We start from the raw sequence: 20,723 nt of genomic DNA on the forward strand, positions 1-20,723 counted from the left end.
GCCCAGAGCCTCGATCCAGGCTTCCTAAACGCATTCGACTTCAACAGACGAACACGTGTCAGCCCGGCACGATCGCTTGCTTCGATGCAGGTGATCCTCTGCTTGCAACGGCGCGCCAAAGGCTGAATTCAGCCTGGGGCGCGGTTTTGCGTTTCGTCGCACGCTCATGTGCGATGCCGGGGCCGGCCAGAACGAGATTTGGATTTCGACGGTCACCGACGCAGGTGACGCGTTTCGAGAGGATTGGCATGCCGACGATCAACCAGCTGATCGCTCAGCCGCGCAAGGCGCAGAAGAGCCGCAACAAGGTGCCGGCGCTCGACGCCTGCCCGCAGAAGCGTGGCGTCTGCACCCGCGTCTATACGACGACCCCGAAGAAGCCGAACTCCGCGCTCCGCAAGGTCGCCAAGGTTCGTCTGACCAACGGTTTCGAGGTCATCGGTTACATCCCGGGCGAGGGTCACAACCTTCAGGAGCACTCCGTGGTGATGATCCGCGGCGGCCGCGTGAAGGACCTTCCGGGCGTGCGCTACCACATCCTGCGCGGCGTGCTCGACACGCAGGGCGTCAAGGGTCGCAAGCAGCGCCGCTCCAAGTACGGCGCCAAGCGCCCGAAGTAAGATCGATATTCGCGCACCCTGTAAGGATGTCGCCGGCCTCGGAGAGGCTCAAGGCGGCCTGCGCAGGGTGGTTTCAAGAAGACCAAGTTTAAGACGGAGCGAGCGATGTCCCGCCGCCATTCTGCCGAGAAGCGTGAGATCATCCCGGACCCGAAGTACGGGGACATCGTGCTGACCAAGTTCATGAACTCGATCATGTACGAGGGAAAGAAGTCGACCGCTGAGCGCATCGTCTACGGTGCCTTCGACATCGTCGAGAACCGTGCCCGCGCCAACCCGATCGAGGTCTTCCGCGCCGCCCTCGACAACGTCGCTCCGGCGATCGAAGTCCGCTCCCGCCGCGTCGGCGGCGCGACCTACCAGGTCCCCGTCGAGGTGCGCACCGAGCGTCGCCAAGCGCTGGCCATCCGTTGGCTGATCCAGGCCGCCCGCGGCCGCAACGACCGCACCATGGTCGAGCGTCTTTCCGCCGAGTTGCTCGACGCCGCCAACAACCGCGGCAACGCCGTCAAGAAGCGTGAAGACACGCACCGGATGGCGGAAGCCAACCGCGCCTTCTCGCACTACCGCTGGTAAGCGGACCCGGACCCTTTCAGGAGCAATCCGATGCCCCGCACGCACGCGATCGAGGACTACCGCAACTTCGGCATCATGGCTCACATCGATGCCGGCAAGACCACGACCACCGAGCGGATTCTCTACTACACCGGCAAGTCCCATAAGATCGGCGAAGTCCACGACGGCGCCGCGACCATGGACTGGATGGAGCAGGAGCAGGAGCGTGGCATCACGATCACCTCGGCTGCCACCACCTGCTTCTGGCGCGACAAGCGCCTGAACATCATCGACACCCCCGGCCACGTGGACTTCACCATCGAGGTAGAGCGCTCGCTCCGTGTGCTCGACGGCGCCGTCTGCGTGCTCGACGGCAACCAGGGCGTCGAACCGCAGACCGAGACCGTCTGGCGCCAGGCCGACAAGTACGACGTTCCCCGCGTGGTGTTCGTCAACAAGATGGACAAGATCGGCGCGGACTTCTTCAAGTGCGTGGCCGACATCATCGACCGTGTCGCCGGCAAGCCGGTCTGCCTGCAGCTGCCGATCGGCGCCGAGAACACCTTCAAGGGTGTCATCGACCTGATCAAGATGAAGGCCGTCGTCTGGACGTCCGAGCAGCTCGGCGCCGACTTCTCGGAGACCGAGATCCCGGCCGACCTCGCCGACCAGGCCGCCGAATACCGCGTCAAGCTCGTCGAGGCCTGCGTGGAGATGGATGACGACGCGATGGCCGCGTATCTGGACGGGGTCGAGCCGGACCAGGAAACGATGCACCGCCTCGTCCGCACGGCCGTTCAGCGCCGCGCCTTCCATCCCGTGCTCTGCGGCTCGGCCTTCAAGAACAAGGGCGTGCAGCCCCTGCTCGACGCGGTCGTCGACTACCTGCCGTCCCCAGCCGACCGCGGCGAGATCAAGGGCATCGACTTCAAGACCGAGGAAGAGACCGTCCGTCACCCGACGGATTCGGATCCCTTCTCCATGCTCGCCTTCAAGATCATGGACGATCCGCACGTCGGCACGATCACCTTCTGCCGCGTCTACTCGGGCAAGATCGACTCGGGCGCCAACGTCATCAACTCGACGCGCGACAAGAAGGAGCGTGTCGGCCGCATGCTCCTTATGCACGCCAACAACCGCGAGGACGTCAAGGAAGCCTATGCCGGCGACATCGTCGCCCTGGCCGGCCTCAAGGACACCCGCACCGGCGACACCCTGTGCGACCCGGTCAAGGCCGTGATCCTCGAGAAGATGGAGTTCCCCGAGCCCGTCATCGAGATCGCCGTCGAGCCAAAGTCGAAGGCCGACCAGGAGAAGCTCGGCATCGCGCTCTCGAAGCTCGCCGCCGAAGACCCGTCCTTCCGCGTCTCCACCGACCAGGAATCGGGCCAGACCATCCTGAAGGGGATGGGCGAGCTCCACTTGGACATCAAGGTCGACATCCTGCGCCGCACCTACAAGGTCGACGCGAATATCGGCCAGCCGCAGGTGGCGTACCGCGAGAAGCTCACGAAGCGGACCGAGATCGACTACACCCACAAGAAGCAGACCGGCGGTACCGGTCAGTTCGCCCGGGTGAAGTTCGTGGTCGAGCCGAACGAGCCCGGCAAGGGCTTCGAGTTCGCCTCGAAGATCATCGGCGGCGCGGTGCCCAAGGAATACATCCCGGGCGTCGAGAAGGGTCTCAACTCGGTGCTGGGCGCCGGTATCCTGGCGGGCTTCCCCGTGGTGGACATCCGGGTCGAGCTCGTCGACGGCGCCTACCACGACGTCGACTCGTCAGCCCTCGCCTTCGAGATCGCCTCCCGGGCGGCGCTCCGTGAGGCCCTTCAGAAGGGCGGCTCGGTGCTCCTCGAGCCGGTGATGAAGGTCGAGGTCGTCTCGCCGGAAGAGTATACCGGTTCGGTGATCGGCGATCTCAACTCCCGCCGTGGCCAGATCCAGGGCCAGGACATGCGCGGCAATGCGAACGTCATCAACGCGATGGTGCCGCTGGCCAACATGTTCGGCTACGTGAACCAGCTCCGGTCCTTCTCGCAGGGCCGCGCCAACTTCACCATGCAGTTCGACCATTACGAAGAGGTGCCGCGCGGCGAGGCCGAGAAGGTCGTCGCCAAGTACGCCTAAGCCGGCGGCGCCCCTCGGGGCGCCTCCCGCACCCCTTCAGACGCAACATCAGATCAGACGGAGGCTATCATGGCCAAAGAGAAATTCGCGCGTACGAAGCCGCACTGCAACATTGGCACGATCGGTCACGTGGACCACGGCAAGACGTCGTTGACGGCTGCGATCACGAAGGTTCTGGCCGAGACGGGCGGGGCGACGTTCACGGCCTACGACCAGATCGACAAGGCGCCGGAGGAGAAGGCGCGCGGGATCACGATCTCGACGGCGCACGTGGAGTACGAGACGACGAACCGGCACTACGCGCACGTGGATTGCCCGGGCCACGCCGACTACGTGAAGAACATGATCACGGGCGCGGCGCAGATGGACGGCGCGATCCTGGTGGTGTCGGCGGCCGACGGCCCGATGCCGCAGACGCGCGAGCACATCCTGCTGGCCCGCCAGGTCGGCGTTCCGGCGCTGGTGGTGTTCCTGAACAAGGTGGATCTGGTCGACGACGCCGAGCTTCTCGAGCTCGTCGAGATGGAGGTGCGCGAGCTCCTCTCCAAGTACGACTTCCCCGGCGACGACATCCCGATCACCAAGGGTTCGGCCAAGGTGGCGCTGGACAACGGCGACAAGGCGATCGGCCACGACGCCGTGCTGGCCCTGATGGCGTCTGTGGACGCCTACATCCCGCAGCCGGAGCGTCCGATCGACAAGCCGTTCCTGATGCCCATCGAGGACGTGTTCTCGATCTCGGGCCGCGGCACGGTGGTGACGGGTCGCGTGGAGCGCGGCATCGTCAAGGTCGGCGAGACGGTGGAGATCGTGGGCATCCGCGACACCCAGACCACGACGGTCACGGGCGTCGAGATGTTCCGCAAGCTGCTGGACCAGGGCCAGGCGGGCGACAACGTCGGCGTGCTGCTGCGCGGCACCAAGCGCGAGGACGTGGAGCGCGGCCAGGTCGTGTGCAAGCCCGGCTCGGTCAAGCCCCACACCAAGTTCAAGGCCGAGGCCTACATCCTGACCAAGGAGGAGGGCGGTCGCCACACGCCGTTCTTCACCAACTACCGCCCGCAGTTCTACTTCCGCACCACGGACGTGACCGGCGTGTGCGTCCTGCCCGAGGGCACCGAGATGGTGATGCCCGGCGACAGCGTGACCATGGACGTCACCCTGATCGTGCCGGTCGCCATGGAAGAAAAGCTGCGCTTCGCCATCCGTGAAGGCGGCCGAACCGTCGGCGCAGGCGTCGTCGCCGCCATCAACGAGTAATCGTCCGTCCTAACGGTCACGTCTGCAGGGAACGATTGAGGGGCGGGTCCTCGCGCCCGCCCCCCATCGCCCCGCCAAGGTTTCAGGTCATGAACGGTCAGAATATTCGTATCCGCCTCAAGGCGTTCGACCATCGCATCCTCGATGCGTCGACCCGCGAGATCGTCTCGACGGCCAAGCGCACCGGTGCCACCATCCGTGGTCCGATCCCGCTGCCGACGCATATCGAGAAGTTCACCGTCAACCGCTCGCCGCACATCGACAAGAAGTCGCGCGAGCAGTTCGAGATGCGCACCCACAAGCGCGTCCTCGATATCGTCGATCCGACGCCGCAGACCGTGGACGCGCTGATGAAGCTCGACCTCGCCGCCGGCGTGGACGTGGAGATCAAGCTCTGAGTCCCGCCGGGATTTAGAGCTTACCGTAGAATCGCGCGAGGGAGACACCTATGCGCTCAGGCGTCATCGCACAGAAGGTCGGCATGACCCGCATCTTTACGGATGCAGGCGAACATGTCCCCGTCACAGTGCTCAAAATCGATCAATGCCAGGTGGTTGCCCACCGTACCGTCGAGAAGAACGGCTACGTCGCCCTTCAGGTCGGCGTCGGCAAGGCCAAGGTGAAGAACGTGTCGGCTGCCGAGCGCGGCCGGTTCGCGGTCGCCAAGGTCGAGCCCAAGCAGAAGCTCGCCGAGTTCCGCGTGTCCGAGGACAAGCTGATCCCGGTCGGCGCCGAGATCACCGCCGACCACTTCATCCCGGGCCAGTTCGTCGACGTGACGGGCACCACCACGGGTAAGGGGTTCGCCGGCGGCATGAAGCGCTGGAACTTCGGCGGTCTGCGCGCCACCCACGGCGTGTCCATCTCGCACCGTTCGATCGGTTCGACCGGTGGCCGCCAGGACCCGGGCAAGACCTTCAAGAACAAGAAGATGCCCGGCCATATGGGCGTCGACCGGGTCACGACCCAGAACCTGCGCGTCGTGCGCACGGATCCTGAGCGCGGCCTCATCCTCGTCGAAGGCGCTGTCCCCGGCGTCGCCGGCGGCTGGATCCAGATCCGCGACGCGGTGAAGCGCAAGCTCCCTGCGGACGTTCCGCAGCCTGGCAAGTTCCGTGAGCAGGGCGCTTCCGCTCCCGCCACCGAAGCGCCGGCTCCCGAGGCTCCCGCTTCCGAGGAGAACGCGTGATGAAGCTCGATATCACCACGCTCGACGGCGCCGGTGCCGGTTCCGTCGACCTGGACGAGACCATCTTCGGTCTCGAGCCCCGCGCCGACCTGCTCCAGCGCATGGTCCGCTGGCAGCTCGCCAAGCGCCAGGCCGGCACCCACGCGGTCAAGAACCGCTCGGACGTGAACCGGACGCGCAAGAAGCTGTACAAGCAGAAGGGCACCGGTAACGCCCGTCACGGCGCCGCCTCCGCCCCGCAGTTCCGCGGCGGTGGACGTGCCTTCGGTCCGGTCGTGCGCAGCCACGCCCACGACCTGCCCAAGAAGGTGCGCGCGCTCGCCCTGAAGCACGCCCTGTCCGCGAAGGTGAAGGACTCGACCCTCATCATCGTCGACGACGTGAAGCTCGCCGAGGGCAAGACCAAGGCGCTCGTCGAGCGCTTCGAGAAGATGGGCCTGTCCAGCGCCCTGATCATCGGCGGTGCCGAGGTGGACGTGAACTTCGCACGCGCTGCCCGTAACATCCCGCAGATCGACGTGCTGCCGATCCAGGGCATCAACGTGTACGACATCCTGCGTCGCGAGAAGCTCGTGCTGACCCGCGCAGCGATCGATGCGCTGGAGGCGCGTTTCCAATGAGTGCCGATCCGCGCCACTACGACATCATCGTTTCCCCGGTCATCACCGAGAAGGCGACGAACCTCACCGAGCAGAACAAGGTCGTGTTCCGGGTCTCCCCGAAGGCGACCAAGCCGCAGATCAAGGAAGCGGTCGAGAAGCTGTTCGACGTCAAGGTCACGGGCGTGAACACGCTCGTCACCAAGGGCAAGAAGAAGATCTTCCGCGGGCTTCGCGGACAGCGCTCGGACGTGAAGAAAGCGATCGTGACCCTCGCCGAGGGTGAGACGATCGACGTCACGACCGGCCTCTGAGACAAGTCGGGTTAAGGATTACCACCGATGGCCTTGAAGACATTCAAACCGGTCACGCCGAGCCTTCGCCAGCTCGTGCTCGTCGACCGCCGTGAGCTCTACAAGGGCAAGCCGGTCAAGAAGCTCACCGAGGGCAAGTCGTCGTCCGGCGGCCGCAACAACCTCGGCCGCATCACGGTCCGCTTCCGCGGCGGCGGTCACAAGCGCACGCTCCGCAACGTGGACTTCAAGCGTCGCGAGCAGATGGGCGTGTCCGCCACGGTCGAGCGGATCGAGTACGATCCGAACCGCACCGCGTTCATCGCCCTGATCGCCTTCCCCGACGGCACGCAGAGCTACATCCTGGCTCCGCAGCGCCTGTCACCGGGCGACAAGGTGGTGGCGGCCGAGCAGGTCGACATCAAGCCCGGCAATGCCGGTCCGGTCGGCAACATGCCGGTGGGCACGATCGTGCACAACGTCGAGCTCAAGATCGGCAAGGGCGGCGCGATCGCCCGCTCCGCCGGCAACTACGCCCAGATCGTCGGCCGCGATCAGGGCTACGTGACGCTCCGCCTGAATTCGGGCGAGCAGCGCCTGGTCCACGGTCAGTGCTTCGCCAGCGTCGGCGCGGTGTCGAACCCGGACCACATGAACATCTCGCTCGGCAAGGCCGGCCGCAATCGCTGGCTCGGCAAGCGCCCGCACGTTCGCGGCGTTGCCATGAACCCGGTCGACCACCCGCACGGCGGCGGCGAGGGACGTACCTCCGGCGGCCGTAACCCGGTCACGCCCTGGGGCGTTCCCACGAAGGGGAAGAAGACCCGCTCGAACAAGCGGACCGACGTCTTCATCCTGTCCAGCCGTCATAACCGTAAGAAGTAACGCCCATGGCACGCTCGCTCTGGAAGGGCCCGTTCATCGACGGCTACCTCCTCAAGAAGGCCGAAGCCGCTCGCGGTTCCAGCCGTAATGAAGTCATCAAGATCTGGAGCCGCCGCTCCACGATCCTGCCGCAGTTCGTCGGGCTCACCTTCGGTGTGCACAACGGACAGAAGCACATTCCGGTCTATGTCTCCGAGGAAATGGTCGGCCACAAGTTCGGCGAGTTCTCGCCGACCCGTACCTTCCACGGTCACGCGGCCGACAAGAAGTCGAAGAGGCGCTGATCATGGGCAAGCCCGCCACTCCCCGCGCGCTCCCCGAGAACGAGGCTCAGGCCGTCGCGCGCATGCTGCGCGTCAGCCCCCAGAAGCTCAATCTCGTTGCGCAGCTCATTCGCGGCAAGAAGGTCGACTCGGCTCTGGCCGACCTCGAATTCTCCCGCAAGCGGATCGCCCGCGAGGTCAAGAAGTGCCTCGAGAGCGCCATCGCCAATGCCGAGAACAACCACAACCTGGACGTCGACGACCTCGTCGTCTCCCAGGCCTTCGTCGGCAAGGCGCTCGTGCTGAAGCGGTTCCACGCCCGTGCGCGTGGCCGCGGCGCCCGTATCCTGAAGCCCTTCGCGAACCTCACCATCGTGGTGCGCGAAGTCCCGACCGCCGAAGCGGCGTGAGGAGGACCTGATGGGCCAGAAAGTCAATCCGATCGGTCTCCGTCTCGGTATCAACCGGACCTGGGACTCCCGCTGGTTCGCCCAGAAGGGTGAATACGCCAAGCTCATGCACGAGGACGTCGCCATCCGCGCCGCCCTCATGAAGCAGCTCAAGCAGGCTGCCGTCTCGAAGATCGTCATCGAGCGTCCGCACCGGAAGTGCCGCGTCACCATCCACTCGGGTCGTCCGGGCGTGGTCATCGGCAAGAAGGGCGCGGACATCGAGAAGCTGCGCAAGCTCGTCGGCACCCTGACCAAGGCCGACGTCACGATCAACATCGTCGAGGTGCGCAAGCCCGAGATCGACGCCACCCTGGTGGCCGACTCGATCGCCCAGCAGCTCGAGCGCCGCGTCGCCTTCCGTCGCGCCATGAAGCGCGCCGTCCAGTCGGCGATGCGTCTGGGTGCCGAGGGCATCCGCATCAACTGCTCGGGCCGTCTCGGCGGCGCCGAGATCGCCCGCCAGGAATGGTATCGCGAGGGCCGCGTGCCCCTGCATACCCTCCGCGCCGACGTCGATTACGGCGTCGCTACCGCCTTCACGACCTACGGGACGTGCGGCATCAAGGTGTGGGTGTTCAAGGGCGAAATCCTCGAGCACGACCCGATGGCACAGGACAAGAAGGCGCAGGAAGAGGGTGGCCGTTCGGGCGGCCGTCGCGAGCGCGATGGTGAGGGTGGCCGCGAGCGCGGCCGGCGCGAACACGCCTAACGGCGCGTTCGTGACCCCGTCACCCAGAAAGGTGTTGAGAGGCTGCCATGTTGCAACCCAAGAAGACCAGGTTTCGTAAGCAGTTCAAGGGTCGCATCCACGGTGCGGCCAAGGGCGGCTTCGACCTCAACTTCGGGACCTTCGGCCTGAAGGCCGTCGAGCCCGAGCGCATTACCGCGCGTCAGATCGAGGCGGCCCGCCGCGCGATCACCCGCGAGATGAAGCGCCAGGGCCGCGTCTGGATCCGGATCTTTCCGGACGTCCCGGTCACGGCCAAGCCCACCGAGGTCCGCATGGGCTCCGGTAAGGGTGCCCCCGAGTTCTGGGCTGCCCGCGTGCATCCCGGTCGTATTATGTTCGAAGTCGACGGCGTGGCCGAGGACGTCGCGAAGGAGGCCCTGCGCCTCGGCGCGGCGAAGCTCCCGATCCGCACGCGCGTCGTTCAGCGCATCGCTGATTGAGAGGGAGGGGATCATGAAGTCGTCGCAGAGACAGTCGGATCTGGCCGCCCTGTCGCCCGATCAGCTGAACGATGAGCTGCTGAACCTGAAGAAGGAGCAGTTCAATCTGCGCTTCCAGGGGGCCACCGGCCAGCTCGAGAACGTTGCGCGCGTCCGCGAAGTCCGCCGCGATATCGCCCGCGTCCGTACGCTCCAGCGTCAGAAGACGCTGAAGTCCGCGCAGGCCTGAGGAGTACACCATGCCGAAGCGCGTATTGCAGGGCGTCGTCGTCAGCGACAAGGGCGAGAAGACCATCGTCGTGAAGGTGGAGCGTCGCTTCACCCATCCGGTGATGAAGAAGACCGTCCGTCGCTCGAAGAACTACCACGCCCACGACGAGACCAACGTCGCCAAGGTCGGCCAGACCGTGTCGATCGAGGAGTGCCGTCCGTTCTCCAAGACCAAGACCTGGAAGCTCGTCGAGGGCGCCAGCGCCACCGAATCCGCTCCGGCCGAGGCCTGAGCACCAGGCACGGACGTCGAAGCGGGCGCTGATCGCGGCGCCCGCTTTTTCGTTTTCTCCCGAGCGGGTTCGCTTCGGGGAATTCGGTTCGTTCCGCCCCGCTCCATGGGCCGTGGAACGGAAATAAACCTTGCGTGTTCGGCGGTCCCAGTGTAGTGGGCATGCCTTCGCGACAGGTGAGAGGGGTGTTCGCATCCCTCGTACGCGGCGGCCGCGCCGGCATCGAAAGACGCCGATTGCGCGGTGCTTCATATGAGCCGGGGACATCAGATCCCCATCAGGCGTCGTCCGCCGGACAATACCGTCCGTGTGCGGAAACCCGCCTGAAACAAGGAAAGGTCACTGCCCGTGATCCAGATGCAGACGAATCTGGACGTCGCCGACAACTCTGGTGCGCGCCGCGTGATGTGCATCAAGGTTCTGGGCGGGTCGAAGCGTAAGTACGCCGGTGTCGGCGACATCATCGTGGTCTCCGTCAAGGAAGCGATTCCCCGGGGCCGGGTGAAGAAGGGCGACGTCATGAAGGCGGTCGTCGTTCGCACGGCGAAGGAAGTGAAGCGTCCCGACGGTTCGGTGATCCGCTTCGACAAGAACGCCGCCGTTCTGATCAACAATCAGAAGGAGCCGATCGGCACCCGTATCTTCGGACCGGTTCCGCGCGAGCTGCGCGCCCGCAACCACATGAAGATCATCTCGCTCGCCCCGGAGGTGCTGTGATGGCCGCCAAGGTCAAGAAAGGCGACAAGGTCGTCGTCCTCACCGGTCGCGACAAGGGTCGCTCGGGCGAGGTCATTCAGGTGCTCCCCAAGGAAGACCGTGCCTTCGTGCGCGGCATCAACCTGGTCAAGAAGCACCAGAAGCAGACGCAGAACCAGGAAGGCGGCATCGTCTCCAAGGAAGCTGCGATCCAGCTCTCGAATCTCGCGTTGCAGGACGCGAACGGCAAGCCGACTCGCGTGGGTTTCCGCATCCTCGAAGACGGACGCAAGGTTCGCTTCGCCAAGACCACGGGGGACCAGATCGATGGCTGAGAAGAACGCTGACGGGTACGTCCCGCGCCTGCGCAAGCACTACGACGAAGTGGTGCGCCAGAAGCTGATCGAGGAGTTCGGCTACAAGAACCCCATGCAGGTTCCGGTCATCGAGAAGATCGTGATCAACATGGGCGTCGGCGAGTCCACCGCGGACTCTAAGAAGGCCTCCGTCGCCGCCGGCGACCTCGCCCTCATCGCCGGCCAGAAGCCGGTCATCACGAAGGCCCGCAAGGCCATCGCGACCTTCAAGGTCCGCGAGGGCATGCCGATCGGCTGCAAGGTGACGCTGCGCAAGCAGCGCATGTACGAGTTCATGGATCGCCTGATCACGATCGCGCTCCCGCGCGTCCGCGATTTCCGCGGCCTGAACCCGCGTTCCTTCGATGGCAACGGCAACTATGCCCTCGGCCTGAAGGAGCACCTCGTGTTCCCGGAGATCTCGTACGACAAGGCCGAGGCCACCTGGGGCATGGACATCGTCATCCAGACGACGGCCCGCACCGATGCTGAGGCGCGCGCGCTCCTCACGCAGTTCCGATTCCCGTTCCGGCAGTGAGCCCCCACTAGGGTCTCAGACGCGGACACCGGAGAGAGAAATGGCAAAGAAAAGCTCGATCGAGAAGAACAAGCACCGCGAAGCGCTGGTGAAGCTCTATGCTCCCAAGCGCAAGGCGCTGCTCGCCACGGCGAATGACGAGTCCCTCGAGATGGAGGAGCGCTTCGAGGCGCGCCTCAAGCTCGCGGAACTGCCCCGCAACTCGTCCCCCACCCGCATCCGCAACCGCTGCGGCATGACCGGCCGTCCGCGCGCTTTCTATCGCAAGATGGGCATCTCGCGCATCGCGCTGCGCGAACTCGGCAACCAGGGTCTGATCCCCGGTCTCGTCAAGTCGAGCTGGTAAGGAGCAACCACCATGGTCAACGATCCCGTGGGTGATATGCTCACCCGCATCCGCAACGGTCAGCAGCGCCGCCGCAACGTCGTTCAGACGCCCGGCTCGCGCCTGCGCGCCAGCGTGCTCGACGTCCTCAAGTCCGAGGGCTACATCCGCGACTACGCGACGACGGATTACGGCAACGGCCGCACCGAGTTCGCGATCGAGCTGAAATACTACGACGGCCAGCCCGTCATCCGCTCGATCCAGCGCGTGTCGAAGCCCGGCCGCCGCGTCTACTCGTCGGTCGGCGAGCTGCCGCGCGTCGCCGACGGCCTCGGCGTCACCATCGTGTCCACCCCGCAGGGCGTCATGGCCGACCACGAGGCGCGCGAGCGCAACGTCGGCGGCGAAGTGCTCTGCAAGGTGTTCTGATCTCGGACTTGGAGGAATAAGGCGATGTCTCGCGTAGGCAAGAAGCCCGTTCCCGTCCCGTCCGGCGTGACGGCCACGGTGACCGGTCAAACGGTGAAGATGAAGGGCTCCAAGGGCGAGCTCCAGTACGTCGTTCCCAACGTGGTCGACGTGAAGTTCGAGGACGGCGCCGTCTCGGTGCAGCCCAGGAACCAGACCAAGGAGGCCCGCTCGCTCTGGGGCACCTCCCGCGCTCAGGTGGCGAACCTCGTCGAGGGCGTCTCCAAGGGCTTCGAGAAGAAGCTCGAGATCACCGGCGTGGGTTACCGCGCCGCGATGGCCGGCAAGGCTCTGAAGCTCTCGCTCGGCTACAGCCACGACATCGAGTACGAGATCCCCGCCGGGATCACGATCGCGGTGCCGAAGCCCACCGAGATCGTCATCTCCGGCATCGACCGGCAGGTGGTCGGCCAGGTGGCCGCCGAGATCCGCGACTATCGCGGCCCGGAGCCCTACAAGGGCAAGGGCGTGAAGTACGCGGGCGAGTTCATCTTCCGCAAGGAAGGCAAGAAGAAGTAAGGGCCGCCGAACATGTCACGCAAAATCGATGCACTCGACCGCCGCAAGGCGCGTGTGCGCCGCGCGCTGCGGGCGGCGGCCAATGGACGGCCCCGGCTCTCGGTGTTCCGTTCGTCCAAGCAGATCTACGTCCAGGTGATCGACGACGTGGCGGGCAAGACCCTCGCCGCGGCCTCGAGCCTCGACAAGGATCTCCGCACCGGCCTCAAGACCGGTGCCGACGTCTCGGCCGCCCAGGCCGTCGGCAAGCTCGTCGCCGAGCGGGCCAAGGCCGCGGGCGTCACCCAGGTGATCTTCGATCGCTCGGGCTACCTCTACCACGGGCGCGTCAAGGCGCTCGCCGACGCCGCCCGCGAGGGTGGCCTCGAGTTCTGAGCATCGACCCGAGAAGTGGGAACCGGTTCTCGGGCATAGTCGATGTAGAATCAGTTTTGGCGGAGGGGAGCGTCCTCGGATGCTCCCCGTTCCAGGTGATTCAAGCGAGCGGGTCCGCCACCCGCGCCAGTGAGATGGATAGTCAGTATGGCACGTGAACGTGAAGGCGGTGGCCGCGGCCGCCGCGATGAGCGCGAGGAGCGCGACAGCGAGTTCGTGGACAAGCTCGTCCACATCAACCGCGTTGCCAAGGTGGTGAAGGGCGGACGTCGCTTCGGCTTCGCCGCCCTCGTCGTCGTCGGCGACCAGAAGGGCCGCGTCGGCTTCGGCCACGGCAAGGCCCGCGAAGTCCCTGAGGCGATCCGCAAGGCGACGGAAGCCGCCAAGCGCGGTCTCGTCCGCGTGGCGCTCCGCGAGGGTCGCACCCTGCACCACGACGTCTACGGTCGTCACGGGGCCGGCAAGGTCATCCTGCGCGCCGCCCCCCAGGGCACCGGCATCATCGCCGGCGGTCCGATGCGCGCCGTCTTCGAGACGCTGGGCATGCAGGACGTGGTGGCCAAGAGCCTCGGCTCGTCGAACCCCTACAACCTCGTCCGCGCCACCTTCGAGGCGCTGAAGAACGAAGACAGCCCGCGCGCCGTCGCGGCCCGTCGCGGTCTCAAGGTGTCGGCCCTCCAGGCCCGTCGCCGTGATGCCGATCCGTCCGATATGTCCGAAGCCGCAGTCGCGTAAGGGGAGGGTCCGATGGCACAGAAGACTCTCCGGGTCGAGCAGATCGGCTCGCCCATCCGCCGCGAAGGCGACCAGCGCGCGACGCTGATTGGCCTGAAGCTCAACAAGCTGCACCGGGTCTCCGAGCTGGAGGATACGCCCTCCGTGCGCGGCATGATCCGCAAGGTGCAGCACCTCGTGCGCGTTCTCAGCGACGCGGCCTGAGGGAGGGCATCATGAAACTGAACGAACTCCGCGACAACGACGGCGCCACCAAGAACCGGATGCGCGTCGGACGGGGCATCGGCTCCGGCAAGGGCAAGACCGCGGGACGCGGCGTGAAGGGCCAGAAGGCCCGCACCGGCGTCTCCATCAAGGGCTTCGAGGGCGGCCAGATGCCGCTGCATCGTCGCCTTCCGAAGCGCGGCTTCAACAACCTGTACTCGACGGACCTGAACGAGGTGAACCTCGGCCGCGTCCAGCAGGCAGTTGACGCCGGCCGCATCGAGGCGGGCGCCACCGTCACCGTCGAGACGCTGATCGCCGCCGGCATCTGCGCGCGCGCCCGTGACGGCGTGAAGCTCCTCGGCGTCGGCGAGCTCACCACCAAGCTGACCTTCGAGGTCACCCGCGCGTCGAAGTCGGCGATCGAGGGTGTCGAGAAGGCCGGCGGCTCGGTGACCGTGACCTTCGGCGACGGCGTCTCCACCCGTGGCAAGCCCGCCCGCGTGGTTGCGTAGCCTCCGGTCTGACTTTAAGTCGAAGCTCTGAGCGGCGGCCCGTGCGACCTCGCGCGTGGCCGCCGTTCCCGTTTATCGGGGAGCGCGATCTTCTCACCCGAGAAGACGACGAGCTCCCGTAAGAACTGATCTCAGGAATCGGTGCCATGGCCTCAGCCGCCGAGCAGCTTGCCGCGAACCTCAATTTCGGGGCCATCGCCAAGGCCGACGAGCTCAAGAAGCGCATCTGGTTCACGCTGGGCGCGCTCATCGTGTTCCGCCTCGGGACCTACATCCCGATCCCGGGCATCGACCCGGAGCAGTTCGCGCGGAACTTCCAGCAGCAGTCGGGCGGCGTGCTCGGGCTGTTCAACATGTTCTCCGGCGGTGCCGTCGAGCGCATGGCGATCTTCGCGCTCAACATCATGCCGTACATCTCGGCCTCCATCATCATCCAGCTGCTGACCTCGGTGATCCCGAGCCTCGAGGCGCTGAAGAAGGAGGGCGAGTCCGGCCGCAAGGTCATCAATCAGTACACCCGCTACCTCACCGTGGTGCTGGCGCTGGTCCAGTCCTGGGGCATCGCCTTCGGCCTACAGGGGTCGAGCGCCGCGATCGAGCCCGGCCCGTTCTTCATCCTGTCCACCGTCATCACCCTGACGGGCGGCACGCTCTTCCTGATGTGGATCGGTGAGCAGATCACGTCGCGGGGCATCGGCAACGGCTCCTCGCTGATCATCTTCGCCGGCATCGTCGCCCATCTGCCGGTAGCCATCGTCGGTGCGCTTGAGCTGAGCCGCACCGGTGCGCTGTCCTCCGCGGTCATCCTCGGCATGGGCGTCGCCGCCATCGCCCTGGTCTACTTCATCGTGTTCATGGAGCGGGCCCAGCGCCGCCTGCTGATCAACTACCCGAAGCGCCAGGTCGGCAACCGGATGTACGAGGGCCAGACCTCCTTCCTGCCGCTGAAGCTCAACACCGCCGGCGTGATCCCGCCGATCTTCGCCTCGTCGCTGCTGCTCCTGCCCGCCACCGTGGCGAGCTTCTCGGCCAATAACGGCGGCACCGGCGTCCTGGCGACCATTACGACCTATATCGGCCATGGTCGGCCACTCTACATGGTGCTCTACGCCGCGCTGATCATCTTCTTTGCGTTCTTCTACACCGCGGTGGTCTTCAATCCGGAAGAGACGGCCGACAACCTGAAGAAGCACGGCGGCTTCATCCCGGGTATCCGTCCGGGCGAGCGCACGGCGGCCTTCATCGACAAGGTCCTGACCCGGATCACCCTGATCGGTGCGCTGTACCTGACCTTCGTCTGCCTGGTGCCGGAGATCCTGGCCTCCTACTCCTCTGCCGCCATCGGCTTCGGCGGGACCTCGCTGCTGATCGTGGTCTCGGTGACCATGGACACGGTGGCGCAGATCCACGGCCACCTGATGGCCCACCAGTACGAAGGCCTGGTCAAGAAGGCGAAGCTGCGCGGGGCGACCCGCCGACGCTGACCGACGCGGCGCGGGCTTCAGGCCCGCCGCGTCCCTTGCTAGAGTTCCGAGACCCGGCGCCGCGCAGGATCAGCCGGATATCCCAAGCAGAACGGACCTGAGGAAACGACACCATGCGCATCATCCTGCTTGGGCCGCCCGGCGCGGGGAAGGGGACGCAGTCCGAGCGGATCGTGGCACGCTATGGTATCCCTCAGCTCTCGACCGGCGACATGCTGCGCGCCGCCGTGGCGGCCGGCACCCCGGTGGGCCTGCAGGCCAAGAGCGTGATGGAATCGGGCGGCCTCGTCTCCGATGCGATCGTGGTCGGCATCGTCGCTGACCGCATCGAGGAGGCGGACGCCAAGCCGGGCTTCATCCTCGACGGCTTCCCCCGCACGGTGGAGCAGGCCAAGGCCCTCGACGCGATGCTCTCCCAGAAGGGGATCGCCCTCGACACCGTCATCGAGTTCGCCGTGGACGAGGCGGCCCTGGTGGGCCGCATCGCCAAGCGCGCCGAGGAGACCGCCGCCCGCGGCCAGCCGGTGCGCAAGGACGATACCCCCGAGGTGTTCAAGACCCGCCTCGATGCCTATCGCAAGCAGACGGCGCCGCTGTCCGACTATTATGCCGGGACCGGTCTCCTGCAGACCATCGACGGCATGAAGCCCGTCGACGCCGTCACCGAGGATCTGGTGGCGATCCTCGACCGTCACACCGCTTCCGCGGAGTCCTGATCGGAGGCGCGATCGGCACGGCGGCGGCCCCGCGGCCGATCCGCACCAATCGCGTCGCCCGGGTTGACACATCCGCCGGCCCGCGCTAGTGGGCCGGTCTTCGTTCAGAGGAAATGGGTCCGGGTCGCCTCTCCAAGAGGCTGATGCGGGCCGATTTGTCGTTTTGGACGGCGCGCAGGGGCCGGTCTCCACCGGACGCGCGTGACACCCGGCCCGGCCTCAGGTCCGGCGCCCCATGGAGAGACACCTTGGCTCGTATCGCTGGCGTTAACATCCCGACCAACAAGCGCGTCGTCATCGCGCTGCAGTACATCCACGGCATCGGCCCCAAGAAGGCCGAGGAGATCACCGGCAAGGTCGGGATCCCGGCCGAGCGTCGCGTCAACCAGCTGACCGACGCCGAAGTGCTGTCGATCCGCGAGACGATCGACCGCGACTACATCGTCGAGGGCGACCTGCGCCGCGAAGTCTCGATGAACATCAAGCGCCTGATGGATCTGGGCTGCTACCGTGGCCTGCGCCACCGCCGCAACCTGCCGGTCCGCGGCCAGCGCACGCACACCAACGCGCGCACCCGCAAGGGCAAGTCCAAGCCCATCGCCGGCAAGAAGAAGTAAGCATCTTCGAACCGGGAGGCCGCGCGACGCGCCGCCTCCCGACCGTCGCGCCGGATCTCCGGCGCGCCGAAGCCCGCGTCGCGGCCCGGTGATCCGGGACCGCACCGCCCCTATCGCAGAAGACTCCCGAGCGCCTGGAATGACGGGCGCGCCTGAAGGACGAAAGAACACATGGCCAAGGAAGCAACCCGCGTTCGTCGCCGCGAACGCAAGAACATCGTCTCCGGCGTCGCGCACGTGAACGCGTCGTTCAACAACACGATGGTCACCATCACCGACGCCCAGGGCAACACCATCTCGTGGTCGTCCGCCGGCGCCATGGGCTTCAAGGGCTCGCGCAAGTCGACTCCCTACGCCGCCCAGGTCGCCGCCGAGGACGCCGCCCGCAAGGCTGCCGAGCACGGCATGCGCACCCTCGAGGTCGAGGTCTCCGGCCCGGGTTCGGGTCGGGAATCGGCCCTGCGCGCCCTCCAGGCCGCCGGCTTCACCGTGACCTCGATCCGCGACGTCACCTCGATCCCGCACAACGGCTGCCGCCCGCGCAAGCGTCGTCGCGTCTGAACGGACGCCGTCGCGAACCTTTGGGGCCTGTCACGGAGACGCGCGTGTCGAATGCTCAGAATCCGCTTCCGGGTGTGCTGCGGTGGAGCTTGGGTGATCTGACGATCACGGTGATGAACGACGGCTACCTTCAGGGGTCGCTGGATCTCGTCACCGGGATCGATCGTGCGGAGGCCGGCGCGCTTCAGGCGGCCGGTTTTCGTGCGCAGGATCCCCGGATCACGCTCAATGCGTTCCTGATCACGGGTCCCGGGCGCAAGCCGCTCCTCATCGACAGCGGGATGGGCCATTTCGGTGGCCCGTCCCTCGGCCGCGTCCCGGCCGCCCTCGCGGCGGCCGGCGTCGCGCCCGAGAGCATCGAGACCGTGCTGCTCACGCACCTCCATCCCGACCATGCCGGCGGCCTGATCACGGATGACGGCGCCCCCGCCTACCCGAACGCCGAACTCGTGGTGCATGCCGACGAGGCCGCGCACTGGCTCGACGAGGGCGCTCTCTCCCGGGCGCCCGATGCCGCGAAGCCGTATTTCGAGATGGCCCGCCAGGCGACCTCGCCCTACGGCCAGCGCCTGCGCACCGTCACCGGCGGGGAGGTCGCGCCCGGGATCGAGGCGGTGCCGCTGCCGGGCCACACGCCGGGTCATACCGGTTACCGCGTCACGTCGGGCGACGCGTCGCTTTTGATGTGGGCAGACATCGTTCATCTGCCGGCGATCCAGTTCAAGCAGCCGGAAGCCGGTATGGTCTTCGACGTCGACGGGGATCAGGCACGCGCCGTGCGTCGCCGGATGCTCGATGCCGTCTCGAGCGACCGGACGTTCGTGGCGGGCGCGCATCTGGAATTTCCGGCCCTGGGCTATGTCGCCCGGGACGGGGCCGCCTACAGTTTCGTTCCGGAACTCTGGGTCGCGGCCCAGTAACCGTCCGCGCTCGTCGCGGACGCAACCGTTTCCAGCCCGCCGGGCGCCGATGGCGCGGTGTCGACGGGCCTTGCACGGGCCACCCATGTGGGCCGCGCCGATCTTGCGAGAGGTAGCATCGTGGTCATTCAGAAGAACTGGCAAGAGCTCATCAAGCCGAACAAGCTCCAGGTCTCGACCGGGCACGACCCCAAGCGGGTCGCCACCGTCGTCGCCGAGCCCCTGGAGCGCGGCTTCGGCACCACGCTCGGCAACTCCCTGCGCCGCGTGCTGCTGTCCTCGCTCCAGGGCGCGGCGGTGACGTCGGTGCAGATCGACGGCGTGCTGCACGAATTCTCGTCGATCCCCGGCGTGCGCGAGGACGTCACCGACATCGTCCTCAACATCAAGACCATCGCCATCCGCTCGCAGACCGAGGCCCCGAAGCGCCTGACCCTGCGCAAGACCGGCCCCGGCATCGTCACCGCCGGCGACATCGGCACCGTCGGCGACGTCCAGATCCTGAACCCCGACCTCGTGATCTGCACGCTCGACGACGGCGCCGAGATCCGCATGGAGTTCACGGTCGCCACCGGCAAGGGCTACGTCCCGGCCGAGCGCAACCGTCCCGAGGACGCGCCGATCGGCCTGATCCCGGTGGACGCGCTGTTCTCCCCCGTCACCAAGGTGTCCTACCGCATCGAGACCACCCGCGAGGGCCAGGATCTCGACAAGGACAAGCTGACGATGACGATCGAGACCAACGGTGCGGTGTCGCCGGAGGATGCCCTGGCCTACGCCGCGCGCATCATCCAGGACCAGCTCCAGGTGTTCGTGAACTTCGAGGAGCCCCGCAAGGAGGAGGCGCAGCCGCTCGCGCCGCAGCTCCCCTTCAACCCGGCCCTGCTCAAGAAGGTCGACGAGCTCGAGCTCTCGGTGCGTTCGGCGAACTGCCTGAAGAACGACAACATCGTCTACATCGGCGACCTCATCCAGAAGTCGGAGGGCGAGATGCTGCGCACCCCGAACTTCGGCCGCAAGTCGCTCAACGAGATTAAGGAAGTGCTCGCCGCGATGGGCCTGCACCTCGGCATGGACATCCCCGGCTGGCCGCCGGAGAACATCGAGGACCTCGCCAAGCGCTTCGAAGAGCACTACTGAGGCGAACCCTCTCGGTCGGGACTTGACGGCGCGTCACCGCGCCGCCGTTTCGGCCGATGACACGGGGTTCGCCCAACGCGGACCCCGACACGAATCCCGCCGCGGGGTCATGCGGAATCAACAGCCCCGAAGATCGATTCGGAGGGGCGCTTGGCCGTACCGTGGCACGGCGGCCATCAACCAAGGACAGCCATCATGCGTCATGGATTTCGCGGTCGTCGTTTCAACCGCACCACCGAGCACCGCAAGGCGATGTTCGCCAACATGTCCGCCGCGCTGATCAAGCACGAGCAGATCGTCACCACCCTGCCGAAGGCCAAGGACCTGCGTCCGGTCATCGAGAAGCTGATCACGCTGGGCAAGACCGACAGCCTGCATGCCCGCCGTCTCGCCATGTCGCAGATCCGTGACGAGGCCATGGTCCGCAAGCTCTTCGCCGTGATCGGCCCGCGCTACAACACCCGTCCGGGCGGCTACTGCCGCATCATGAAGGCCGGCTTCCGCTACGGCGACAACGCCCCCCTGGCGGTCATCGAGTTCGTCGACCGTGACGTCGACGCGCGCGGCAAGGATTCCGGCCCGGTGCTGGTGGACGACGCGGCGTAGGGAACGCTTCTCTCCGAAGACCCAGAAGGCGG

General features: G+C 66.3%; 32 protein-coding genes. All 32 read left to right on the forward strand.

Going from position 1 to position 20,723, the window contains the following annotated elements:
* Positions 1 to 248: 248 nt before the first annotated feature.
* The 32 genes from rpsL (at position 249) to rplQ (ending at position 20,691) form a co-directional block, all read left to right on the forward strand.
* Positions 249 to 620, forward strand: a complete 372-nt coding sequence (rpsL, locus tag AC3WLN_RS03855) for a 30S ribosomal protein S12 (protein ID WP_018044234.1) — start codon at positions 249 to 251, stop codon at positions 618 to 620.
* Between the two features lie 105 nt (positions 621 to 725).
* Positions 726 to 1,196, forward strand: coding sequence for a 30S ribosomal protein S7 (gene rpsG / locus AC3WLN_RS03860; RefSeq protein ID WP_056183508.1), 471 nt, complete (start codon positions 726 to 728; stop codon positions 1,194 to 1,196).
* A gap of 30 nt (positions 1,197 to 1,226) precedes the next feature.
* Positions 1,227 to 3,302, forward strand: a complete 2,076-nt coding sequence (gene fusA / locus AC3WLN_RS03865) for an elongation factor G (protein ID WP_463779999.1) — start codon at positions 1,227 to 1,229, stop codon at positions 3,300 to 3,302.
* 69 nt (positions 3,303 to 3,371) lie between these two features.
* Positions 3,372 to 4,562: an elongation factor Tu gene (tuf, locus tag AC3WLN_RS03870; RefSeq protein ID WP_055949261.1), complete on the forward strand. Its 1,191-nt coding sequence runs from the start codon at positions 3,372 to 3,374 to the stop codon at positions 4,560 to 4,562.
* An 89-nt stretch (positions 4,563 to 4,651) separates the two neighbouring features.
* Entirely contained in the window at positions 4,652 to 4,960 is a 309-nt protein-coding gene (gene rpsJ / locus AC3WLN_RS03875; RefSeq protein WP_018044230.1) for a 30S ribosomal protein S10, read from the forward strand.
* 50 nt (positions 4,961 to 5,010) lie between these two features.
* A complete protein-coding gene (gene rplC / locus AC3WLN_RS03880; RefSeq protein WP_055949264.1) occupies positions 5,011 to 5,751 on the forward strand; it encodes a 50S ribosomal protein L3 in 741 nt (246 codons plus the stop codon).
* Positions 5,751 to 6,371: a 50S ribosomal protein L4 gene (gene rplD, locus AC3WLN_RS03885; RefSeq protein ID WP_055949267.1), complete on the forward strand. Its 621-nt coding sequence runs from the start codon at positions 5,751 to 5,753 to the stop codon at positions 6,369 to 6,371. The genes rplC and rplD overlap by 1 nt, the downstream gene beginning before the upstream one ends.
* Positions 6,368 to 6,664, forward strand: a complete 297-nt coding sequence (locus AC3WLN_RS03890) for a 50S ribosomal protein L23 (protein WP_018044227.1) — start codon at positions 6,368 to 6,370, stop codon at positions 6,662 to 6,664. The genes rplD and AC3WLN_RS03890 overlap by 4 nt, the downstream gene beginning before the upstream one ends.
* A gap of 27 nt (positions 6,665 to 6,691) precedes the next feature.
* Positions 6,692 to 7,528, forward strand: coding sequence for a 50S ribosomal protein L2 (rplB, locus tag AC3WLN_RS03895; RefSeq protein WP_056219866.1), 837 nt, complete (start codon positions 6,692 to 6,694; stop codon positions 7,526 to 7,528).
* Between the two features lie 5 nt (positions 7,529 to 7,533).
* Positions 7,534 to 7,812 carry a 30S ribosomal protein S19 gene (rpsS, locus tag AC3WLN_RS03900; protein WP_055949278.1) on the forward strand — a complete coding sequence of 93 codons (279 nt, stop codon included), beginning with the start codon at positions 7,534 to 7,536 and terminating at the stop codon, positions 7,810 to 7,812.
* A gap of 2 nt (positions 7,813 to 7,814) precedes the next feature.
* Positions 7,815 to 8,201, forward strand: coding sequence for a 50S ribosomal protein L22 (gene rplV, locus AC3WLN_RS03905; RefSeq protein WP_055949281.1), 387 nt, complete (start codon positions 7,815 to 7,817; stop codon positions 8,199 to 8,201).
* Between the two features lie 10 nt (positions 8,202 to 8,211).
* Positions 8,212 to 8,952: a 30S ribosomal protein S3 gene (gene rpsC, locus AC3WLN_RS03910; protein ID WP_055949284.1), complete on the forward strand. Its 741-nt coding sequence runs from the start codon at positions 8,212 to 8,214 to the stop codon at positions 8,950 to 8,952.
* Between the two features lie 47 nt (positions 8,953 to 8,999).
* Entirely contained in the window at positions 9,000 to 9,413 is a 414-nt protein-coding gene (gene rplP / locus AC3WLN_RS03915) for a 50S ribosomal protein L16 (RefSeq protein WP_055949287.1), read from the forward strand.
* A 13-nt stretch (positions 9,414 to 9,426) separates the two neighbouring features.
* Positions 9,427 to 9,642, forward strand: coding sequence for a 50S ribosomal protein L29 (gene rpmC, locus AC3WLN_RS03920; RefSeq protein WP_018044221.1), 216 nt, complete (start codon positions 9,427 to 9,429; stop codon positions 9,640 to 9,642).
* A gap of 10 nt (positions 9,643 to 9,652) precedes the next feature.
* Positions 9,653 to 9,916, forward strand: a complete 264-nt coding sequence (rpsQ, locus tag AC3WLN_RS03925; RefSeq protein WP_463779983.1) for a 30S ribosomal protein S17 — start codon at positions 9,653 to 9,655, stop codon at positions 9,914 to 9,916.
* A 348-nt stretch (positions 9,917 to 10,264) separates the two neighbouring features.
* Positions 10,265 to 10,633, forward strand: coding sequence for a 50S ribosomal protein L14 (gene rplN / locus AC3WLN_RS03930; protein WP_055949294.1), 369 nt, complete (start codon positions 10,265 to 10,267; stop codon positions 10,631 to 10,633).
* Complete coding sequence (gene rplX, locus AC3WLN_RS03935; protein ID WP_056219883.1) at positions 10,633 to 10,947, forward strand: 50S ribosomal protein L24; 315 nt, start codon at positions 10,633 to 10,635, stop codon at positions 10,945 to 10,947. Before rplN ends, rplX begins: the two co-directional genes overlap by 1 nt.
* Positions 10,940 to 11,506, forward strand: coding sequence for a 50S ribosomal protein L5 (gene rplE / locus AC3WLN_RS03940; RefSeq protein ID WP_463779979.1), 567 nt, complete (start codon positions 10,940 to 10,942; stop codon positions 11,504 to 11,506). The genes rplX and rplE overlap by 8 nt, the downstream gene beginning before the upstream one ends.
* Before the next feature lie 40 nt (positions 11,507 to 11,546).
* Positions 11,547 to 11,852, forward strand: coding sequence for a 30S ribosomal protein S14 (rpsN, locus tag AC3WLN_RS03945; protein WP_056183527.1), 306 nt, complete (start codon positions 11,547 to 11,549; stop codon positions 11,850 to 11,852).
* A gap of 12 nt (positions 11,853 to 11,864) precedes the next feature.
* Entirely contained in the window at positions 11,865 to 12,260 is a 396-nt protein-coding gene (gene rpsH, locus AC3WLN_RS03950) for a 30S ribosomal protein S8 (protein ID WP_055881679.1), read from the forward strand.
* 24 nt (positions 12,261 to 12,284) lie between these two features.
* On the forward strand, positions 12,285 to 12,818 hold the full coding sequence (rplF, locus tag AC3WLN_RS03955) for a 50S ribosomal protein L6 (RefSeq protein WP_492479675.1): 534 nt from the start codon (positions 12,285 to 12,287) through the stop codon (positions 12,816 to 12,818).
* Positions 12,819 to 12,830: 12 nt separating this feature from the next.
* Positions 12,831 to 13,193 (forward strand): 50S ribosomal protein L18, encoded by a 363-nt coding sequence (rplR, locus tag AC3WLN_RS03960; RefSeq protein WP_463779972.1) that lies wholly within the window; start codon positions 12,831 to 12,833, stop codon positions 13,191 to 13,193.
* 147 nt (positions 13,194 to 13,340) lie between these two features.
* On the forward strand, positions 13,341 to 13,928 hold the full coding sequence (rpsE, locus tag AC3WLN_RS03965) for a 30S ribosomal protein S5 (RefSeq protein WP_264048643.1): 588 nt from the start codon (positions 13,341 to 13,343) through the stop codon (positions 13,926 to 13,928).
* A 12-nt stretch (positions 13,929 to 13,940) separates the two neighbouring features.
* Positions 13,941 to 14,132: a 50S ribosomal protein L30 gene (gene rpmD / locus AC3WLN_RS03970; protein ID WP_056469605.1), complete on the forward strand. Its 192-nt coding sequence runs from the start codon at positions 13,941 to 13,943 to the stop codon at positions 14,130 to 14,132.
* Between the two features lie 11 nt (positions 14,133 to 14,143).
* Positions 14,144 to 14,647 (forward strand): 50S ribosomal protein L15, encoded by a 504-nt coding sequence (rplO, locus tag AC3WLN_RS03975; protein WP_463779968.1) that lies wholly within the window; start codon positions 14,144 to 14,146, stop codon positions 14,645 to 14,647.
* Between the two features lie 146 nt (positions 14,648 to 14,793).
* Positions 14,794 to 16,131 (forward strand): preprotein translocase subunit SecY, encoded by a 1,338-nt coding sequence (gene secY / locus AC3WLN_RS03980; RefSeq protein ID WP_492479678.1) that lies wholly within the window; start codon positions 14,794 to 14,796, stop codon positions 16,129 to 16,131.
* 113 nt (positions 16,132 to 16,244) lie between these two features.
* Entirely contained in the window at positions 16,245 to 16,847 is a 603-nt protein-coding gene (locus tag AC3WLN_RS03985) for an adenylate kinase (RefSeq protein ID WP_492479680.1), read from the forward strand.
* 248 nt (positions 16,848 to 17,095) lie between these two features.
* A complete protein-coding gene (rpsM, locus tag AC3WLN_RS03990) occupies positions 17,096 to 17,464 on the forward strand; it encodes a 30S ribosomal protein S13 (RefSeq protein WP_019904471.1) in 369 nt (122 codons plus the stop codon).
* 171 nt (positions 17,465 to 17,635) lie between these two features.
* Positions 17,636 to 18,025, forward strand: coding sequence for a 30S ribosomal protein S11 (gene rpsK, locus AC3WLN_RS03995; RefSeq protein ID WP_056091630.1), 390 nt, complete (start codon positions 17,636 to 17,638; stop codon positions 18,023 to 18,025).
* A 44-nt stretch (positions 18,026 to 18,069) separates the two neighbouring features.
* Positions 18,070 to 18,945 (forward strand): MBL fold metallo-hydrolase, encoded by an 876-nt coding sequence (locus AC3WLN_RS04000; protein ID WP_492479683.1) that lies wholly within the window; start codon positions 18,070 to 18,072, stop codon positions 18,943 to 18,945.
* Positions 18,946 to 19,065: 120 nt separating this feature from the next.
* Positions 19,066 to 20,085: a DNA-directed RNA polymerase subunit alpha gene (locus tag AC3WLN_RS04005; RefSeq protein ID WP_056183544.1), complete on the forward strand. Its 1,020-nt coding sequence runs from the start codon at positions 19,066 to 19,068 to the stop codon at positions 20,083 to 20,085.
* A gap of 195 nt (positions 20,086 to 20,280) precedes the next feature.
* Positions 20,281 to 20,691 (forward strand): 50S ribosomal protein L17, encoded by a 411-nt coding sequence (gene rplQ, locus AC3WLN_RS04010; protein WP_055949338.1) that lies wholly within the window; start codon positions 20,281 to 20,283, stop codon positions 20,689 to 20,691.
* Positions 20,692 to 20,723: the final 32 nt, after the last annotated feature.

Source organism: Methylobacterium sp. FW306-05-D (assembly GCF_058782155.1).

Excerpts from the sequence above, each read along its gene's own strand:
- rplE (WP_463779979.1), top strand. The coding sequence starts at position 10,940 with ATGGCTGAGAAGAACGCTGACGGGTACGTCCCGCGCCTGCGCAAGCAC.
- rplC (WP_055949264.1), top strand. The coding sequence starts at position 5,011 with ATGCGCTCAGGCGTCATCGCACAGAAGGTCGGCATGACCCGCATCTTT.
- rpsC (WP_055949284.1), top strand. The coding sequence starts at position 8,212 with ATGGGCCAGAAAGTCAATCCGATCGGTCTCCGTCTCGGTATCAACCGG.
- rplP (WP_055949287.1), top strand. The coding sequence starts at position 9,000 with ATGTTGCAACCCAAGAAGACCAGGTTTCGTAAGCAGTTCAAGGGTCGC.
- rpsG (WP_056183508.1), top strand. The coding sequence starts at position 726 with ATGTCCCGCCGCCATTCTGCCGAGAAGCGTGAGATCATCCCGGACCCG.
- rpmD (WP_056469605.1), top strand. The coding sequence starts at position 13,941 with ATGGCACAGAAGACTCTCCGGGTCGAGCAGATCGGCTCGCCCATCCGC.
- rpsE (WP_264048643.1), top strand. The coding sequence starts at position 13,341 with ATGGCACGTGAACGTGAAGGCGGTGGCCGCGGCCGCCGCGATGAGCGC.
- rplV (WP_055949281.1), top strand. The coding sequence starts at position 7,815 with ATGGGCAAGCCCGCCACTCCCCGCGCGCTCCCCGAGAACGAGGCTCAG.
- rpsN (WP_056183527.1), top strand. The coding sequence starts at position 11,547 with ATGGCAAAGAAAAGCTCGATCGAGAAGAACAAGCACCGCGAAGCGCTG.
- tuf (WP_055949261.1), top strand. The coding sequence starts at position 3,372 with ATGGCCAAAGAGAAATTCGCGCGTACGAAGCCGCACTGCAACATTGGC.
- rpsS (WP_055949278.1), top strand. The coding sequence starts at position 7,534 with ATGGCACGCTCGCTCTGGAAGGGCCCGTTCATCGACGGCTACCTCCTC.
- rplX (WP_056219883.1), top strand. The coding sequence starts at position 10,633 with ATGGCCGCCAAGGTCAAGAAAGGCGACAAGGTCGTCGTCCTCACCGGT.
- rplB (WP_056219866.1), top strand. The coding sequence starts at position 6,692 with ATGGCCTTGAAGACATTCAAACCGGTCACGCCGAGCCTTCGCCAGCTC.
- rpsK (WP_056091630.1), top strand. The coding sequence starts at position 17,636 with ATGGCCAAGGAAGCAACCCGCGTTCGTCGCCGCGAACGCAAGAACATC.
- rpmC (WP_018044221.1), top strand. The coding sequence starts at position 9,427 with ATGAAGTCGTCGCAGAGACAGTCGGATCTGGCCGCCCTGTCGCCCGAT.
- rplO (WP_463779968.1), top strand. The coding sequence starts at position 14,144 with ATGAAACTGAACGAACTCCGCGACAACGACGGCGCCACCAAGAACCGG.
- rpsQ (WP_463779983.1), top strand. The coding sequence starts at position 9,653 with ATGCCGAAGCGCGTATTGCAGGGCGTCGTCGTCAGCGACAAGGGCGAG.
- rplF (WP_492479675.1), top strand. The coding sequence starts at position 12,285 with ATGTCTCGCGTAGGCAAGAAGCCCGTTCCCGTCCCGTCCGGCGTGACG.
- rpsH (WP_055881679.1), top strand. The coding sequence starts at position 11,865 with ATGGTCAACGATCCCGTGGGTGATATGCTCACCCGCATCCGCAACGGT.
- rpsJ (WP_018044230.1), top strand. The coding sequence starts at position 4,652 with ATGAACGGTCAGAATATTCGTATCCGCCTCAAGGCGTTCGACCATCGC.
- AC3WLN_RS03890 (WP_018044227.1), top strand. The coding sequence starts at position 6,368 with ATGAGTGCCGATCCGCGCCACTACGACATCATCGTTTCCCCGGTCATC.
- rplQ (WP_055949338.1), top strand. The coding sequence starts at position 20,281 with ATGCGTCATGGATTTCGCGGTCGTCGTTTCAACCGCACCACCGAGCAC.
- rplR (WP_463779972.1), top strand. The coding sequence starts at position 12,831 with ATGTCACGCAAAATCGATGCACTCGACCGCCGCAAGGCGCGTGTGCGC.
- rplD (WP_055949267.1), top strand. The coding sequence starts at position 5,751 with ATGAAGCTCGATATCACCACGCTCGACGGCGCCGGTGCCGGTTCCGTC.
- AC3WLN_RS03985 (WP_492479680.1), top strand. The coding sequence starts at position 16,245 with ATGCGCATCATCCTGCTTGGGCCGCCCGGCGCGGGGAAGGGGACGCAG.
- fusA (WP_463779999.1), top strand. The coding sequence starts at position 1,227 with ATGCCCCGCACGCACGCGATCGAGGACTACCGCAACTTCGGCATCATG.
- secY (WP_492479678.1), top strand. The coding sequence starts at position 14,794 with ATGGCCTCAGCCGCCGAGCAGCTTGCCGCGAACCTCAATTTCGGGGCC.
- rpsL (WP_018044234.1), top strand. The coding sequence starts at position 249 with ATGCCGACGATCAACCAGCTGATCGCTCAGCCGCGCAAGGCGCAGAAG.